Origin of the sequence: Pseudomonas sp., from assembly GCF_050739655.1 — a bacterium.
Taxonomy (GTDB): domain Bacteria; phylum Pseudomonadota; class Gammaproteobacteria; order Pseudomonadales; family Pseudomonadaceae; genus Aquipseudomonas.
Map to the genome: position 1 here is coordinate 1 of NZ_JBOIBY010000387.1, position 17,307 is coordinate 17,307.

12 protein-coding genes are annotated in these 17,307 nt (G+C 59.9%); 6 read left to right on the top strand and 6 right to left on the bottom strand.

The features are described 5' to 3' along the window. From ACRESJ_RS18850 to ACRESJ_RS18875, 6 genes are all read right to left on the bottom strand, one after another. Positions 1 to 375 (bottom strand): DUF4381 domain-containing protein (locus ACRESJ_RS18850; RefSeq protein ID WP_431759236.1); only part of this gene is annotated, 375 nt, incomplete at its 3' end. Further along, positions 372 to 1,307, bottom strand: coding sequence for a DUF58 domain-containing protein (locus ACRESJ_RS18855; protein ID WP_431759237.1), 936 nt, complete (start codon positions 1,305 to 1,307; stop codon positions 372 to 374). The genes ACRESJ_RS18855 and ACRESJ_RS18850, both read right to left, overlap by 4 nt. Beyond that, positions 1,304 to 2,284: an AAA family ATPase gene (locus ACRESJ_RS18860; protein ID WP_431759238.1), complete on the bottom strand. Its 981-nt coding sequence runs from the start codon at positions 2,282 to 2,284 to the stop codon at positions 1,304 to 1,306. Before ACRESJ_RS18860 ends, ACRESJ_RS18855 begins: the two co-directional genes overlap by 4 nt. Before the next feature lie 8 nt (positions 2,285 to 2,292). Then, the gene (locus ACRESJ_RS18865) at positions 2,293 to 3,240 is read right to left on the bottom strand and encodes a SphA family protein (RefSeq protein ID WP_431759239.1); all 948 of its coding nucleotides are present in this window, start codon (positions 3,238 to 3,240) and stop codon (positions 2,293 to 2,295) included. A 132-nt stretch (positions 3,241 to 3,372) separates the two neighbouring features. After that, positions 3,373 to 3,591 carry a hypothetical protein gene (locus ACRESJ_RS18870; RefSeq protein ID WP_431759240.1) on the bottom strand — a complete coding sequence of 73 codons (219 nt, stop codon included), beginning with the start codon at positions 3,589 to 3,591 and terminating at the stop codon, positions 3,373 to 3,375. A 273-nt stretch (positions 3,592 to 3,864) separates the two neighbouring features. After that, positions 3,865 to 4,290 carry a YciI family protein gene (locus ACRESJ_RS18875; RefSeq protein WP_431759241.1) on the bottom strand — a complete coding sequence of 142 codons (426 nt, stop codon included), beginning with the start codon at positions 4,288 to 4,290 and terminating at the stop codon, positions 3,865 to 3,867. Positions 4,291 to 4,890: 600 nt separating this feature from the next. Here ACRESJ_RS18875 and tpx point away from each other — a divergent pair. The 6 genes from tpx (at position 4,891) to ACRESJ_RS18905 (ending at position 17,120) form a co-directional block, all read left to right on the top strand. Beyond that, positions 4,891 to 5,391, top strand: coding sequence for a thiol peroxidase (gene tpx / locus ACRESJ_RS18880; RefSeq protein ID WP_431759242.1), 501 nt, complete (start codon positions 4,891 to 4,893; stop codon positions 5,389 to 5,391). A gap of 178 nt (positions 5,392 to 5,569) precedes the next feature. Beyond that, a complete protein-coding gene (locus ACRESJ_RS18885; RefSeq protein ID WP_431759243.1) occupies positions 5,570 to 6,886 on the top strand; it encodes an MdtA/MuxA family multidrug efflux RND transporter periplasmic adaptor subunit in 1,317 nt (438 codons plus the stop codon). After that, positions 6,883 to 9,978 carry an MdtB/MuxB family multidrug efflux RND transporter permease subunit gene (locus ACRESJ_RS18890; RefSeq protein ID WP_431759244.1) on the top strand — a complete coding sequence of 1,032 codons (3,096 nt, stop codon included), beginning with the start codon at positions 6,883 to 6,885 and terminating at the stop codon, positions 9,976 to 9,978. Before ACRESJ_RS18885 ends, ACRESJ_RS18890 begins: the two co-directional genes overlap by 4 nt. A gap of 100 nt (positions 9,979 to 10,078) precedes the next feature. Continuing rightward, entirely contained in the window at positions 10,079 to 13,186 is a 3,108-nt protein-coding gene (locus tag ACRESJ_RS18895) for an efflux RND transporter permease subunit (protein ID WP_431759245.1), read from the top strand. Next, on the top strand, positions 13,183 to 14,661 hold the full coding sequence (locus tag ACRESJ_RS18900; protein WP_431759246.1) for an efflux transporter outer membrane subunit: 1,479 nt from the start codon (positions 13,183 to 13,185) through the stop codon (positions 14,659 to 14,661). Before ACRESJ_RS18895 ends, ACRESJ_RS18900 begins: the two co-directional genes overlap by 4 nt. 377 nt (positions 14,662 to 15,038) lie before the next feature. Beyond that, on the top strand, positions 15,039 to 17,120 hold the full coding sequence (locus ACRESJ_RS18905) for a putative bifunctional diguanylate cyclase/phosphodiesterase (protein ID WP_431759247.1): 2,082 nt from the start codon (positions 15,039 to 15,041) through the stop codon (positions 17,118 to 17,120). Positions 17,121 to 17,307 lie beyond the last annotated feature (187 nt).

Below are 17,307 nucleotides of genomic sequence, written 5' to 3' on the forward strand. Positions count from 1 at the left end.
GCTGCCGAAGGCTGCGATCTTTTGATGTTGATGTTCAGCGGGCTTGAAGCCAAAAAAAGATCGCAGCCTTCGGCAGCTCCTACAGTGACGGTGTACATCCGGTAGGGAGATGGCGGTGCGTTTGAGCAACTCCGGCAGCTCACGCAATGCATTCAAATCATCACTGCGCTGCTGTAACTGCGCCAGGCGCGCCAATGCTTCACGCCGATATCGATCGCGCTTCCATTGCCAATAACGCCGGGCAGCGATGATTAACGCGGTCAGCACCAGCAAACCAAGCAACACCCACCAACCCCAGGTCTGCGGTGCATAACTGACAGGCGCCGGCAGGGCGATTTCCTTGAGTTGCTCGATGCTCGGGATATTCGGATTCATCGCCGACGCCCGCCGAGTTTTCCCAGCTCCGTACGCAATTGTTCCTGCGCTTGGGTGGCTGTGCTGAACATCATCAACGGCACCTGGCTGCGGCGCAGCAGCGTGGCAACGTCCTTGAGCCGACCGCCCAGGAAATCGCCCAGTGGCTGGTGCACCTGACGCCGCTCTACCGCCAGCTCCACCTGCAACTGGCCTTGAGTAATCAACACGCGGCCATTTTTCGGCAGGTTCAGCGCCAAGGGGTCGTAGACCTGCATGGCGATCACATCGTTGTGCGCCGCCAACTGGCGCATCAGCTGCAACGTCCGTTCGCCCGCGCCGGCAAAGTCACTGACAATGCAGATCAGGTGATCGTGGCCGGCCACGGCCAGGCACTGTTGCAACACCTTGTCGAGCTGGCCCTGGCCTTCGGCGTCTGGGTTGCCCGCATTCAGTTGCTGGTTTTGTTCGACGATGCGGCTGCACAACGCCTCGATCCGCTTGCGGCTGCGCAGCGGTGCGATGCTGTCGATGCGCTGGTCGTTGAACACCAGCCCGCCGACCCTGTCTCCTGCGTTGAACACCATCCACGCCGCCAGGGCGCCCAGTTCAGCGGCGACCGCCGATTTGAAACTGCGTTGCGAGCCGAAAAACATCGACATGCGCTGGTCCACCAGGATTAGCGCCGGGCGGTCGCGTTCTTCGGTGAAGGTGCGCACCACCGGTTTGCCGGTGCGTAATGACGCGCGCCAGTCCAGGTGACGCAAATCATCGCCAGGCTGATAGCGGCGCAACTCGTCGAAATTCAAGCCGCGACCCCGCAAACGTGAAGCGTGGTTGCCGGCCAGGATGCTGCCTTGGGGCTGACGGGCGACGAAACTCAGATCACGGGCCTGGAACTCCAGAGCCATCAATTGCGCCAGAGACACGTAGACCAGCCCATCGGCATTCATGCGGGAATGGCCACTTTGTCGAGCAAGCGGTCGAGTACCTGATCGGCGCTGACACCGTCGGCCACGGCGTCGTAGCTCAGTTGCAGGCGATGGCGCAGTACTGGATGCAGGACGGCCCGCACATTGTCCGGCGAAACGAAATCCTGGCCCTGTAGCCAGGCGTCGGCGCGGGCGCAACGGTCCAGGCCGATACCGCCACGGGGGCTGGCGCCAATAGCAATCCAGCGGCCGAGGTCGGCATCGAAATCGGCGGGGTGGCGTGTGGCATTGATCAGGTCGATCAGGTAACGGTCGATGGCGGGGGAGACGTGTACCGCACTGACTTCCCGGCGCGCGGCGAAGATCACTTCCTGTTCCAGTGCGAAACCCTGCGCGGATGCGGTTTTTGCGCCGAGGGCTTGTTCTTCTTCGCGTAACAGGCGCAGCACCTGACTTTCGTTGTCGGCGCTGGGGTAGTCGAGCAACACCTTCATCAGGAAGCGGTCCATCTGCGCTTCGGGCAGCGGGTAGGTGCCTTCCTGTTCAATGGGGTTCTGGGTGGCGACGACGATGAACAACTCCGGCAGCGCATGGCTATTGCCGGCCACGGTGATTTGCCGCTCTTCCATGGCTTCGAGCAATGCCGCCTGGACTTTGGCAGGGGCGCGGTTGATCTCATCGGCCAGGATCAGGTTGCCGAACAGCGGGCCTGGTTGGAAACGTATTTCGTTTTTGCCCTCGACCTGATGCAGCACCTCGGCGCCGGTGATGTCCGATGGCAACAGGTCCGGGGTGAACTGGATACGACTCATCCTGGCGTCCAGGTGCTTGGCCAGTGCCTTGACGGTGCGTGTCTTGGCCAGCCCCGGCAGGCTTTCCAGCAGCAGATGCCCGTTGGCCAGCAGGCCCACGAGAATCTGCCGGATCACCTGGTCCTGGCCGAGCACCGCTTCGGCGATGCTGGCTTGCAGGGCGTTGAGATCGTTCAGTGCTGTCATGCCGCCTCCTAGAAAAATGCCAGGGTCATGTTGACCGCAACGCCGTTACCTTCAGGACGGTTCTTGGTGTCGAACTCCGGTACCCAGCGCAGGTTGAAGTTGGCCTGGGCGTCGGCAAACTTGCCGGTCCAGCCCACCACCGGCCCGGCCCCCACCGAGCGACCACGAAAACCGCTGGTGGCACCTGAGCCGGAATCGTCATTGATCTGCTGGATGTAGCCCGCCGCTAAACCTGCAGCCCAACCGTTACCGAAACCGTGGGTCAACAGGGCATCGAGGGTGAAGAGATCACCGTTCTGATAATCCGTGGCGTCGTTTTCCGTGTAGAACTCCAGGCCACTGGACAGCGTCAGTTCGCCACCCTTGCCGTCCAGATGGGTGAAAGCGACGGTGGGGATGAAGGTGTAGGTGTTCTGTCCGGGGTTGGCCAGGCGGTTGTCGTTGTAGGCACCGGTAGGCAGGTAGATCGGCAGCGAGAGCGAGAGATGGTTGACCTCGTCAAAGTGATAACCGGCGGCAATCGGCGTGACCAGCATGTCGGCGAACTGGGTGCCGGTGTCTTCGCTACCCAGTGTCCGGCCACGGGGGCCGGTGATGCTTGCCGTGACGTCGGTGTACTGCACGGGTACGCCGACAGCCGAGGCGTAGTTCCAGCGCCCTTTGCCGGTGTCCCAGACATGGGTGAAGTCGGCCATGGTGTAGGACACCTTCATGTCCAGCCCGGTACTCAATGCCCCAACGATGGGTACCTGGGCATTGCCCTTGAGGTCGCCGTCATACCAGATGCTGGTCAGGGACATCACCCAACCGGGTTCCGGCGGCACGATCCCGGCATTGGAAAACACCTGCTGCCCGGTGATCGGCCGACCGACGCCGCCTTCAACCGCCAGCACCAGTGGACTTGCGCCCATGATGCACAGCGCCAACAACGGGCGCACTACGCAGGGCTTGATCATGAATGGCTCCGTTTATCGTTTTAGATGGAATGCTGGCAATGTCCCGGGCTTCATGGGGAGTGCCTGTGATGTCGGCACCCACGCCGCAACTGACGAACATCGTCATCAGTGCGAAGCCGGCAGAGCGAAGGGCTATATGCATGGCGGTGTCCTCATTTCCCAAAAGTAACGTTGAAGCTCGCGAACAGCGTTAGCTCCGGCAGGCGATTGGTAAGGATGTTGGAGTTGCAGCACTTCAGGGGTGAAGTGATCCTGCAGATTCATCCCGAGGGCGCGATTCGCCCGGGCATGAATGAAAGGCAAAAACATCGTCGCCAGGAAAAAGACGTGCATCCCCAATGTGTTCGACATGATTCCCCGATTCCTTGGTGGCTCATTGCTCAATGCGGCACTTGCTGGCCGTTGCTACGCAAATTCTTTTGGTAACAAGCCTGTAGGACATGTCAGTTGAAGCTAGCAGCTAACGGGTGTTTAACCAGTTGAAGTGACTGAATTTGTGGATTTTGTGTGCAGGGTTTCAGTATTTCTGTGTACTAAAAAGTTAATGCGCACGGCTGATAACCGCGCAAGGTACAGTTCGATCGCTCCATGTTTTGCATAGAGCGATCAAGTGACCTCAAGTACTCAACACTTTTTTGTTTGCCCGAACGCCCGTTCCTCCTGTTCGCGCAACTCAGGCGTCAACTCAGCTCCAAAGTCATCCAATTCGAACACCTGACGGATCTCAATCTCGGGCTCGGTACCCGGCATCGGGTTGGGGCAGCGCTTGACCCATTCGATGGCTTCTTCTTTCGACTTCACCTGCCACAGCCAGAAACCAGCGATCAGTTCCTTGGTTTCGGCGAACGGGCCGTCGATCACCGTGCGTTTATCGCCGCTGAAGCGTACACGGGCGCCTTTGCTGCTGGGGTGCAGGCCTTCACCGGCGAGCAGGATGCCGGCCTTGGCCAGTTCTTCGTTGTAGTTGCCCATGGCGGTCAGCAGTTCAGTGCTGGGCATGATGCCGGCTTCGGAATCCTGGCTGGCCTTAATGATGATCATGAAGCGCATGGTGGGTTCTCCGGGGGATTGGGTTGATTCACTTATAGTCGAACGATCACCGGCGGAATCGACAAGCTGGCAACAACAATTTTTACTTTTTCCGAGCCCATGTTTCGGGTGCGTCGTGTTGGTTGGGTATGACTCGATTTGTAGGCGCCGGATTGCTGGCGATGGCGGTGGTGAATGTAAGATCGCCATCGCTGGCAAGCCAGCTCCCACAGGTTTTGCATCGCTCACAAATGACGCGGCAGTGAAAACTGTAGGAGCTGCCGAGTGAAACGAGGCTGCGATCTTTTGATTTTGTTTGAAGGCGAGATCGAAAGATCGCAGCCTGCGGCAGCTCCTACAGGGTGTGGATGCTGGGTGAAGTGGAGTACGACACAAGTCCGTAGGCGCCGGATTGCTGGCGATGGTAGTGGTAAATGTCAGATCGCCATCGCTGCAATACGGAGCTCCGCCAAGCCAGCGCCTGCAGGGTTTTGTGCTTTGCATACAATCTCGTGCGACAACTCCCCACAATTTGTATCCGGAGTAGGTCGCAGGACAATTTCGTGGTTAACTTCGGCCTCGTCAAAATTCTCCACCACAACGTTCAGAAGGACTCAGTTCATGGCTCAAGTCACTCTTAAAGGCAACCCGGTTCAAGTCAACGGCCAACTGCCTCAAGCCGGTTCCAAGGCGCCAGCCTTTTCCCTGGTTGCCGGCAATCTGTCCGACGTCACCCTGAAAGACTTTGCCGGCAAGCGCAAAGTGCTGAACATCTTCCCAAGCGTTGACACGCCTACCTGCGCGACTTCCGTGCGCAAGTTCAACGCCCAGGCCAACGACATCGCCAACACCGTCGTGCTGTGCATCTCTGCAGACCTGCCGTTCGCCCAAGCCCGCTTCTGCGGCGCTGAAGGCCTGGAAAACGTACAGAACCTGTCCACTCTGCGTGGTGCCGAGTTCATCCAGAACTACGGCGTTGCCATCGCTGACGGCCCACTCAAAGGCCTGACCGCCCGTGCCGTGGTGGTTCTGGACGAAAATGACAACGTGCTGCACAGCGAACTGGTTGGCGAAATCGCTGAAGAGCCGAACTACGACGCGGCACTTGCTGTTCTGAAATAAGCATTACATTACAAAGTTTAACGGCCTGGCTCTGTCCAGGCCGTTTTCATTTGTGGTTCAGTACCTTACAGAAAACCCCTGTTACGTAAGCCAAAGGTAAATTGCCGGTAAAGGCGCTTTGCTTAAAACCCGCCAGTGCTTATCGTTCAGCCTCATGTAAAAGAAGCCCACGCGCCCAATGGTTGATCACTCAATGCAATCCTCCGCTTCCCGTAGTCCTCGTCGCTGGCTGTTCGGCCTGCTTGTCCTGCTGGTCATCGCTGCCCTGTGCTGGAAATTCTGGCCAGGTAGTGCTGCGCCGAAGGAGGGGGCGGGGCAAAAAGCCGTCGCCGGACACACGGGCAGGTCGGGTGGCATGCGTCCGGGTTTCGGTGGCGCTTCCGGGCCGGTTCCGGTGCGTGTGGCGCCAGCGGTCACAGGCGACTTCCCGCTGTATTACAAGGCGCTGGGCACGGTGACGGCGTTGAACACCATCAATGTACGTAGCCGCGTGGGTGGTGAGCTGGTCAAGATCTATTTTGAAGAAGGACAGATGGTCAAGGCGGGCGATCTGCTGGCCGAAATCGATCCGCGTCCTTACCAGAATGCGCTGCTCCAGGCCGAAGGCACTTTGTTGCAGAATCAGGCGCAGCTGAAAAATGCCCAGGTCGATGTCGAGCGCTATCGCGGGCTGTACCGCGAAGACAGCATCGCCAAGCAGACCCTGGACACCGCCGAAGCGCTGGTCGGCCAGTATCAGGGTACGGTCAAGACCAATCAGGCGGCGGTCAACGACGCCAAGCTTAATCTCGAATTCACCAAAATCCGCGCGCCGATCGCCGGTCGTGTGGGCTTGCGTCAGCTCGACGTCGGCAATCTTGTGGCGGCGAATGACACCACGGCGCTGGCAATCATTACCCAGACCCAGCCGATCAGCGTGGCGTTCACCCTGCCGGAAAACAGCCTCGAAACCGTTCTGACCCGATATCGCAGTGGCGCCAAATTGCCAGCCGAGGCCTGGGATCGTGGCGATACCAAGTTGCAGGCCACTGGTGTACTGCAGAGCCTTGATAACCAGATCGACGTCACCACTGGCACCCTGAAATTCAAGGCCCGTTACGACAACCGCGACCAGTCGCTATTCCCCAATCAATTCGTCAATGTGCGCCTGCTGGCCGACACCCTTAAGGGCGTGGTGCTCGCGCCTTCCGCCGCGATCCAGTTCGGCACCAACGGCACCTTCGTCTATGCCCTGGATGGCGACAAGAAGGTCAAGATCCGCCAGTTGAAAATCGGCGCCAGCGACGGTCAGAACACCGTTGTGACCGAAGGCCTGGTCGCGGGTGATCGCGTAGTGCTAGAAGGCACCGACCGCTTGAAAGACGGCAGCGACGTGGAAGTGGTCAACGACCCCCAGCAGGTGCCGACCAGCCCGGCAGGGCATCTACAGGGAAAGTCCGCGGCCAGCACGACTGAGCCGGCACCCGTCGACAAGGCGAAAAAGGGCGGCGCATGAACCTCTCGCGGCTGTTTATCCTTCGCCCGGTAGCGACCACGCTGAGCATGCTGGCCATCATCCTCGCCGGTGTGATCGCCTATCGGTTGCTGCCAGTGTCGGCCTTGCCTCAGGTGGATTACCCGACCATTCGCGTCATGACGCTCTATCCCGGCGCCAGTCCGGATGTCATGACCAGCGCCGTGACCGCGCCCCTTGAACGCCAGTTCGGGCAAATGCCGGGCCTGACGCAAATGGCGTCTACTAGCTCCGGCGGTGCTTCGGTGTTGACCCTGCGATTCAGCCTCGATATCAACATGGACGTGGCCGAACAACAGGTGCAGGCGGCGATCAACGCAGCAACCAACCTGCTGCCCAGCGATCTGCCGGCACCGCCCGTGTACAACAAGGTCAACCCGGCCGATACGCCGGTACTGACCCTGGCGATCACCTCAAAGACCATGCTGTTGCCCAAGCTCAATGACCTGGTCGACACCCGCATGGCGCAAAAGATTGCCCAGATCAGCGGTGTCGGCATGGTCAGCATTGCCGGTGGCCAGCGCCAGGCGGTGCGGATCAAGGTCAACCCCGAGGCCTTGGCGGCCAGCGGGTTGAACCTCTCGGATGTGCGCACCTTGATCAGCGCCTCCAACGTCAACCAGCCCAAGGGCAACTTCGACGGCCCGACCCGGGTTTCGATGCTCGATGCAAACGATCAACTGACCTCGCCCAAGGACTACGCCAACCTGATCCTGGCCTACGCCAACGGCGCGCCATTACGCCTCAAAGATGTGGCCGAGATCGTCGATGGCGCCGAGAACGAGCGTCTGGCGGCGTGGGCCAATGAAAACCAGGCCGTGCTGCTGAACATCCAGCGTCAGCCCGGCGCCAACGTCATCGAAGTGGTCGACCGGATCAAGGCGCTACTGCCGAGCATCACCGACAACTTGCCAGCCGGCCTTGATGTGGTGGTGCTGACCGACCGCACCCAGACCATTCGCGCCTCGGTCAAGGACGTGCAACACGAACTGCTGATCGCAATCGTATTGGTGGTCATGGTCACCTTCCTGTTCCTGCGCCGGGCCAGCGCCACGATCATTCCGTCGGTGGCCGTGCCACTGTCGCTGATCGGTACATTCGGTGTGATGTACCTCGCCGGGTTCTCGGTCAATAACCTGACCCTGATGGCCCTGACCATCGCCACCGGTTTTGTGGTGGACGATGCAATCGTCATGCTGGAGAACATCTCCCGGTATATCGAAGAGGGCGAAACCCCGCTGAACGCGGCGCTCAAGGGCGCAAAACAGATCGGCTTCACCCTCATTTCCCTGACCCTTTCGCTGATTGCGGTACTGATCCCGCTGCTGTTCATGGCGGACGTGGTGGGGCGGTTGTTCCGCGAATTCGCCATCACCCTGGCGGTGGCGATCCTGATTTCCCTCGTTGTTTCCCTGACTTTGACGCCGATGATGTGCGCACGCTTGCTCAAGCGTGAACCAAAGGAAGATGAACAAGGCCGCTTCTACCGCGCCAGCGGCGCGTTCATCGACTGGATGATCGCCGCCTACGGGCGCAAATTGCAGTGGGTACTCAAGCACCAACCGCTGACGCTGCTGGTGGCCATAGGCACCCTGGCGCTGACGGTGGTCCTGTACATGGTAGTGCCCAAGGGCTTCTTCCCGGTGCAGGACACCGGGGTTATCCAGGGGATTTCCGAGGCGCCGCAGTCGATTTCCTTTGCGGCGATGAGCGAGCGTCAGCAGGCACTGGCCAAGGTGATCCTGGCCGATCCGGCCGTCGAAAGCCTGTCGTCCTACATCGGCGTCGATGGCGACAACTCGACGCTCAACAGCGGCCGCTTGCTGATCAACCTCAAATCCCACAGCGACCGTGACCTGAGCGCGATCGACGTGATCGCACGCCTGCAACCGGAACTGAACAAACTGATCGGCATCCGCCTGTACATGCAGCCGGTGCAGGATTTGACCATTGAGGACCGTGTCAGCCGTACGCAGTATCAGTTCAGCATGTCTTCGCCGGATTCCGAACTGCTCAGCCTGTGGAGCGGGCGTCTGGTTGAGGCCCTGGCCGACCGGCCGGAACTGACAGACGTTGCCAGTGATTTGCAGGACAAGGGTTTGCAGGTTTATCTGGTGATCGACCGCGATGCGGCGTCGCGGGTCGGGGTCTCTGTATCGAACATCACCGACGCGCTGTATGACGCCTTCGGCCAGCGGCAGATTTCCACCATCTACACCCAGGCCAGCCAGTATCGGGTAGTGCTGCAGTCGCAGTCAGGCGAGAAGATCGGTCCGCAGGCGCTGGACCAGATCCACGTCAAGACCACCGACGGCGGTCAGGTGCGTTTGTCGAGCCTTGCGCGCATTGAAGAGCGTCAGGCGCAACTGGCGATCACCCATATCGGCCAGTTCCCGGCGGTGATGATGTCGTTCAACCTGGCGCCCGGCGTGGCGTTGGGCCATGCGGTACAAGTCATCGAGCAGGTGCAGAAGGACATCGGCATGCCGATTGGCGTGCAGACCCAGTTCCAGGGCGCAGCCGAGGCTTTCCAGGCGTCGTTGTCGAGCACCTTGCTGCTGATTCTGGCGGCGGTGGTGACCATGTATATCGTGCTGGGCGTGCTCTACGAGAGCTACATCCACCCGATCACCATTCTCTCGACCTTGCCCTCGGCGGCGGTTGGTGCCTTGTTGGCGTTGCTGTTGAGCGGTAACGACCTGGGGATGATCGCGATCATCGGCATCATCCTGTTGATCGGCATCGTGAAGAAAAACGCGATCATGATGATCGACTTTGCGCTCGATGCTGAACGCAACCAGGGCCTGGACCCGCAGACGGCGATCTATCAGGCGGCACTCCTGCGTTTCCGGCCGATCCTGATGACCACGCTGGCGGCGTTGTTCGGCGCGGTGCCACTGATGCTGGCCACCGGTTCCGGCGCGGAACTGCGCCAGCCGCTGGGTCTGGTGATGGTCGGCGGCCTGTTGCTGAGCCAGATTCTGACGCTGTTTACCACGCCTGTTATCTACCTGTACTTCGATCGGTTGGGACGCCGCTTTGGCAAATCTGACTCGAAAGAGGTGGTGGTATGACGGCGAGCTACAAGGTTCAAGCTTCAAGCCGTAAGTCAAAACCTGCGCGAATCCTGCTTTTTTCTTGCAGCTTGTGGCTTGCAGCTAGTGGTTACCACCTATGAATCTCTCGGGTCCTTTCATTAAACGCCCTGTGGCAACCATGCTGCTTTCATTGGCAATCATGTTGCTGGGCGGCGTGAGCTTCGGCCTGCTGCCGGTTTCGCCGCTGCCGCAAATGGACTTCCCGGTGATCGTGGTGCAAGCCAGCCTGCCCGGTGCCAGCCCGGAAGTCATGGCCTCGACCGTGGCCACGCCATTGGAGCGTTCCTTCGGCGCCATCGCCGGGGTCAACACCATGAGCAGCCGCTCCAGCCAGGGCTCGACCCGGGTGATCCTGCAGTTCGACCTGGACCGCGACATCAACGGCGCGGCGCGGGAGGTGCAGGCGGCCATCAATGCTTCGCGCAACCTGCTGCCCAGCGGTATGCGCAGCATGCCGACCTACAAGAAGGTCAACCCGTCCCAGGCGCCGATCATGGTGCTGTCGCTGACCTCGGATGTATTGGAAAAGGGCCAGTTGTATGACCTGGCCTCGACCATCCTGTCCCAGAGCCTGTCCCAGGTGCAGGGCGTGGGCGAAGTGCAGATTGGCGGCAGCTCCTTGCCGGCCGTGCGTATCGAACTCGAACCCCAGACGCTCAACCAGTACGGCGTCGCCCTTGACGATGTGCGCAAGACCATCGCCAATGCCAACGTGCGCCGGCCCAAAGGCTCGGTGGAAGACGACCAGCGCCTTTGGCAGGTGCAGGCCAACGACCAACTGGAGAAAGCCAAGGACTATGAGTCGCTGATCATCCACTATGCGGACGGTGCAGCCCTGCGCCTGAAGGATGTGGCCAAGGTCAGCGACGGCGTCGAGGACCGCTACAACAGCGGCTTCTTCAACGATGACGCTGCGGTATTGCTGGTGATCAACCGTCAGGCGGGTGCCAACATCATCGAGACGGTCAACGAGATCAAGGCTCAGTTGCCCGCGCTGCAAGCGGTGCTACCGGCCAGCGTCAAACTGAACCTGGCCATGGACCGTTCGCCGGTGATCAAGGCGACCCTGCACGAAGCGGAAATGACCCTGTTGATCGCCGTGGCCCTGGTGATTCTGGTGGTGTTCCTGTTTCTCGGTAACTTCCGTGCGTCGCTGATTCCCACGCTGGCGGTACCGGTGTCGCTGGTCGGCACCTTTGCAGTGATGTACCTCTACGGATTTTCCCTGAACAACCTGTCGTTGATGGCGTTGATCCTGGCCACCGGTTTGGTGGTGGACGATGCGATCGTGGTGCTGGAGAACATCTCCCGTCACATCGACGAAGGCGTGAAACCGATGAAGGCCGCCTATCTCGGGGCGCAGGAAGTCGGCTTTACCTTGCTGTCGATGAACGTATCGCTGGTGGCTGTGTTCCTGTCGATCCTGTTCATGGGCGGCATCATCCAGAGCCTGTTTCGCGAGTTTTCCATCACCCTGGCAGCCTCCATCGTCGTCTCGCTACTGGTCTCGCTGACGCTGACCCCGATGCTCTGCGCCCGCTGGCTGAAGCCGCACACCCCTGGCCAGGAAAACCGTCTGCAACGCTGGAGTCATCGGGCGAATGAATGGATGGTGGGCAAATACGCGACGAGTCTGGACTGGGTGCTGCGTCATCGGCGCCTGACATTGCTCAGTCTGATCGTGACAGTTGGCGTTAACATTGCGTTGTATGTTGTTGTTCCTAAAACATTTCTTCCACAGCAGGATACAGGTCAGCTGATCGGTTTCGTCCGTGGTGACGACGGCCTGTCGTTCAGCGTGATGCAACCGAAGATGGAGATTTTCCGCCGCGCCGTGCTCAAGGACGACGCCGTGCAAAGCGTCGCCGGCTTCATCGGTGGCAGCAACGGCACCAACAATGCCTTCATGCTGGTGCGCTTGAAACCGATCAAGGAACGCAATATTTCCGCGCAAAAGGTCATCGAGCGGCTGCGCAAGGAAATGCCGAAGGTGCCCGGGGCGCAACTGATGCTGATGGCCGACCAGGACCTGCAATTTGGCGGTGGCCGCGAGCAGACCTCGTCGCAGTATTCCTACATCCTGCAGAGTGGTGACCTTGGGGCACTGCGCGAGTGGTATCCGAAAGTCGTCACCGCGCTCAAGGCCTTGCCGGAGCTGACGGCAATCGACGCTCGCGAAGGCCGTGGCGCCCAGCAAGTGACGTTGATCGTCGATCGAGACCAGGCCAAGCGCCTGGGTGTCGACATGGACATGGTCACGGCGGTATTGAACAACGCCTACAGCCAGCGACAGATTTCCACCATCTACGACAGCCTCAACCAGTATCAGGTGGTGATGGAGGTCAATCCCAAGTACGCCCAGGACCCGATCACCCTTAAGCAGGTCCAGGTGATCACCGCCGATGGCGCCCGGATTCCGCTGTCGACCATCGCTCATTACGAAAGCAGCCTGGAAGACGATCGGGTCAGCCATGAAGGCCAGTTCGCATCGGAAAGCATTGCCTTCGACATGGCCGAAGGCGTGACGGTGGAGCAGGGCAGCGCCGCCATCGAGCGCGCCATTGCCTCTGTCGGCCTGCCGGAAGACGTGATTGCGAAAATGGCCGGTACGGCCGATGCCTTCGCCGCGACCCAGAAGAGCCAGCCGTTCATGATCCTCGGCGCGCTGGTGGCGGTGTATCTGGTACTGGGCGTGCTCTATGAAAGCTACATTCATCCACTGACCATTCTTTCGACCCTGCCGTCGGCGGGCGTCGGTGCATTGCTGTCGATCTATGTGCTGGGGGGCGAATTCAGCCTGATTTCATTGCTTGGCCTGTTCCTGTTGATTGGCGTGGTGAAGAAAAACGCCATTCTGATGATCGACCTGGCGCTGCAACTGGAACGCCAGCAGGGGATGGCACCGCTGGAGTCGATCCGCAACGCTTGTTTGCAACGTTTGCGGCCGATTCTGATGACCACCCTGGCAGCGATTCTTGGTGCCTTGCCGTTGTTGCTGAGCCGTGCGGAGGGGGCGGAAATGCGCCAGCCGCTGGGCCTGACCATCATTGGCGGCCTGATCTTCAGCCAGGTACTGACCCTTTACACCACTCCGGTGGTTTACCTCTATCTCGACAAACTGCGCCATCGCTTCAACCACTGGCGTGGGGTGCGTTCTGATGCTGCTCTGGAAACTCCGCTATGACTGACCGTTCGCTGTTCAACCTGGCTGCACCGCTGATCACCGCTCGAGGCTCGCGGTTGCTGAGCCTGTCGCTGTGCGTGGCCATGCTCAGCGCCTGCGCCATCGGCCCGGATTACCAGCGACCGCCCGCCGCCACGCCGGCGCAATACAAGGAAGCGGCTGGCTGGCGTCAGGCCACCCCGAGCGATTCCCTGGCCCGTGGTGCCTGGTGGGAGCTGTACGGCGATCAACAACTCAATGGCCTGATCGAGCAGCTCAACAGCTCCAACCAGACCGTAGCCCAGTCCGAAGCCCAGTATCGTCAGGCCCAGGCCTTGGTGCGTAGCGCCCGGGGCGCGTTTTTCCCCACCGTCGACCTGACCATGGGGAAAAACCGTTCCAGCCAGGGGACCGGTAGCAGCAGTTCAAGCCTGACCAGTTCCTCCAGTGGTATTCGCGACACCTATACCGCGCAGGCCGGCGTCAGTTGGGAAGCGGATATCTGGGGCAAGCTGCGTCGGGGGCTGGAAGCCGACACCGCCAACGCCGAGGCCAGCTTTGCCGATCTGGCGGCGATGCGCCTGAGCCAGCAGTCGGAGCTGGTGCAGAATTACCTGCAGTTGCGGGTGATCGACGAGCAGAAGCGTCTGCTGGAGGCGACCGTCGAGGCCTATCAGCGATCGCTGAAAATGACCGAAAACCAATACCGCGCTGGCGTGTCCGGCAAGGATGCGGTGGCTCAGGCGCAGACGCAGCTCAAGGGCACCGAGGCGGACATGGTCGATCTGATCTGGCAACGCGCCCAGTTCGAAAACGCCATTGCGGTGCTGATCGGCTTGCCACCGGCCGAGTTCAGCCTCGCGGAGACCGAGAACATCCCGGCATTGCCGCAGGTACCGCTGGGCCTGCCATCGCAGTTGCTGGAACGGCGACCGGACATTGCCTCCGCCGAACGCTCGGTGATCGCCGCCAACGCCAACATCGGCGTGGCCAAAGCCGCCTATTACCCGGATTTCACCTTGAGTCTGAATGGGGGGTACAGCAGTAGCACCTCCAAAGACCTGTTCAGCATTCCGAATCGCTTCTGGTCAGTCGGCCCGCAGATGGCCATGACCCTGTTCGACGGCGGGCAACGCTCGGCCGAAGTGGACCGCAGCGAAGCGGCCTATGACGAAACCGTGGCCAAGTACCGCCAGACCGTGCTCGACGGTTTTCGCGAAGTGGAAAACTTTATGGTCCAGTTGAAGGTGTTGCAAGACGAGGCCGTGGTGCGCCAACAGGCGCTGGATGCTGCGCGCGAGTCGTTGCGCTTGACCCAGAATCAGTACAAGGCCGGCGTGATTGCATATCTCGATGTGGTGGTGGTTCAAGCCGCTGCATTGAGCAATGAGCGCAGCAACCTGGATTTGTTGCAGAGCCGCCTGATCGCCAGCGTGCAGTTGATTGCGGCGCTGGGTGGTGGCTGGGATGGGCAGCTTCAGGTGAGTGGCAACTAGCAATCGCTGCCTCCAGATCAAAAGAACGCAGCCTTCGGCAGCTCCTACAGGGTCCGGTGTCGTTTACACCATATCGACCCACCACGATCACCTGTGGGAGCTGGCCTGCCAGCGATGGTCTTTAACGATGACGCGTTAAGCCTGACACCACGCGGTGGCCTCCGGTTTTTCGCTGGCGAGCCAGCTCCTACAGGGGCTACGAGCAAGGCTCTGGATCAGTGTTTTCGGCTTAAAGTAGATCCTTAAAACAAGCGTTTCATCGGGTTGATGGCATTTTGCTAATTTTGTGAGTGCGTTCTCATTTGGAACCAGTACAATCGTCCGATTTGCGCCCCTGAGAATGGAAGCAGTACAGGGGTGATTACGAGTCCTTTTGCATGCTCATCGGTAGCTATTCCCCTACGCTGGTTATCATTTCGCTTTGTGTGGCGATTCTCGCCTCATACACCGCCCTCGACCTGACCGGCCGTATCGCCACGGCCAAGGGGCGGGCCGTGCATCTATGGACAGCGGGCGGGGCCTTGGCCATGGGGATCGGCATCTGGTCGATGCACTTCATCGGCATGCTCGCCTTCAACTTGCCCATCGATCTGGGCTACGACATCAGCATTACCTTGCTTTCGCTGCTGATCGGTATCCTTTCAAGCGGTTTTGCCCTGTGGTTGGTCACTCAGCCAAAATTGCCGTTGTGGCAACTGGGGTTCGGCGCATTGGTGATGGGCGCCGGTATCAGTGCCATGCACTACACCGGCATGGCAGCCATGCGCATGCAACCGGGAATCGACTATGACCCGACGTTGTTCAGTGCATCCTTGCTCATTGCGGTCGCCGCGTCGGGCGCGGCGTTGTGGATCGCCTTCCACCTGCGCCAGCACACCCCTTTCGTACGGCTGATTCGTGGCGGCGCCGCGATCATCATGGGCATCGCCATCGTCGGCATGCATTACACCGGCATGGCGGCCGCCCAATTCGCCGATGGCAGTTTCTGTGGTGCCGCAAGCAATGGCCTGAACGGCGCGGGCCTGGACAACCTCGTACTGATCACCACCCTGGCGGTGCTGAGCATCGCACTGTTGACCTCGATCCTCGATGCACGCCTGGAGGCTCGCACCGCAGCCCTTGCCCATTCGTTGACCGAGGCCAATCGTGAACTGACCCAACTGGCCTTGCACGACACCCTGACCGGTTTGCCGAATCGGGTGTTGCTGGCTGACCGTATTGATCAGGCCATGTCGCGAGTGGACGGCGAGGGCGGCTGTTTTGCGTTGATGTTCATCGATCTGGATGGCTTCAAACCGGTCAACGATGCGTTCGGTCACCATATGGGCGATCTGTTGTTGCGTGAAGTCAGCCTGCGTTTGCGCGAGGATTTGCGCAGCCAGGACACACTGGCGCGCATCGGTGGTGATGAATTTGTGTTGTTGGTGCAATTGAGCGAACCGAATGACGCATTGAGTCTGGCGGCGCGTCAGGTGGGGTTGATCGCGCGTTCATTCCGCGTTGCCGAGCATGACTTGCAGATCTCCGCCAGCGTTGGCATCGCACTGTATCCGGGCAATGGTCAGAACGCCCACGAATTGCTGATGAATGCCGATGCAGCGATGTACCACGCCAAAGGCGCGGGCAAAAATGGTTACAGCTTCTTCGACGCCTCGATGAACAGTAATGCACGCAAACAGCTGCAATTGCTCCAGGACTTGCGCCATGCCCTGGAGCACAGCGAATTCAGCCTGTATTACCAGCCCAAGTTCGACGCCAGCAAAAAGCGCCCGGTCGGCGCCGAAGCGCTGCTGCGCTGGGAACACCCGACCCAGGGCATGCTGTTGCCTGACAAGTTTATCGAACTGGCGGAGAAGACCGGGCTGATCATTCCGATTGGCGAATGGGTGCTCAACGAAGCCTGCCGGCAGATGCGCGAATGGTACGTGTTGGGCTACACCGACTGGCGCATCGCGGTGAACCTTTCCGCCTTGCAGTTTTGCCACACCGGTTTGGTCCAGAGTGTCGCCAAGGCACTGGCAACCCACCATCTGCCAGCCAACAGCCTGACCCTGGAAATCACCGAAACCACCGCCATGAGTGATGCCGATGCGAGCATGACTGTGTTGCAGGAGTTGTCGGACATGGGCGTCGACTTGTCCATCGACGACTTTGGTACAGGGTATTCGAGCCTGATGTACCTCAAGCGTCTGCCGGCCAACGAGCTGAAAATCGATCGGGGTTTTGTGCGTGATCTGGAGCGCGACAGCGATGATGCTGCGATCGTCTCCGCGATTGTCGCCCTGGGTCAGGCGCTGGGGTTGCGGATCGTCGCCGAGGGCGTCGAAACCGACGTGCAGCAGGACTTCCTGACCCAACTGGGTTGTGATTCGCTTCAGGGCTATCTGCTCGGGCACCCGTTGCCCGCCGATCGTTTCATGGCGCAACTTCATCGCACGGAGCAGCCGGAGCTCGCCTGACAGTCCGTGTCATCGTTCTTCGCGGGCAAGCCTCGCTCCTACAGGTTTTGCGATTGATTGCAAAATCGTTGGGCGATCCAGATCCCTGTGGGAGCGAGCTTGCTCGCGAAAAACCTGTAGACGCCGCGACCATTCAGGATGCTCGCGTCATCGTTAACGTTTTTCGCGAGCAATCGAGCGTCGACCG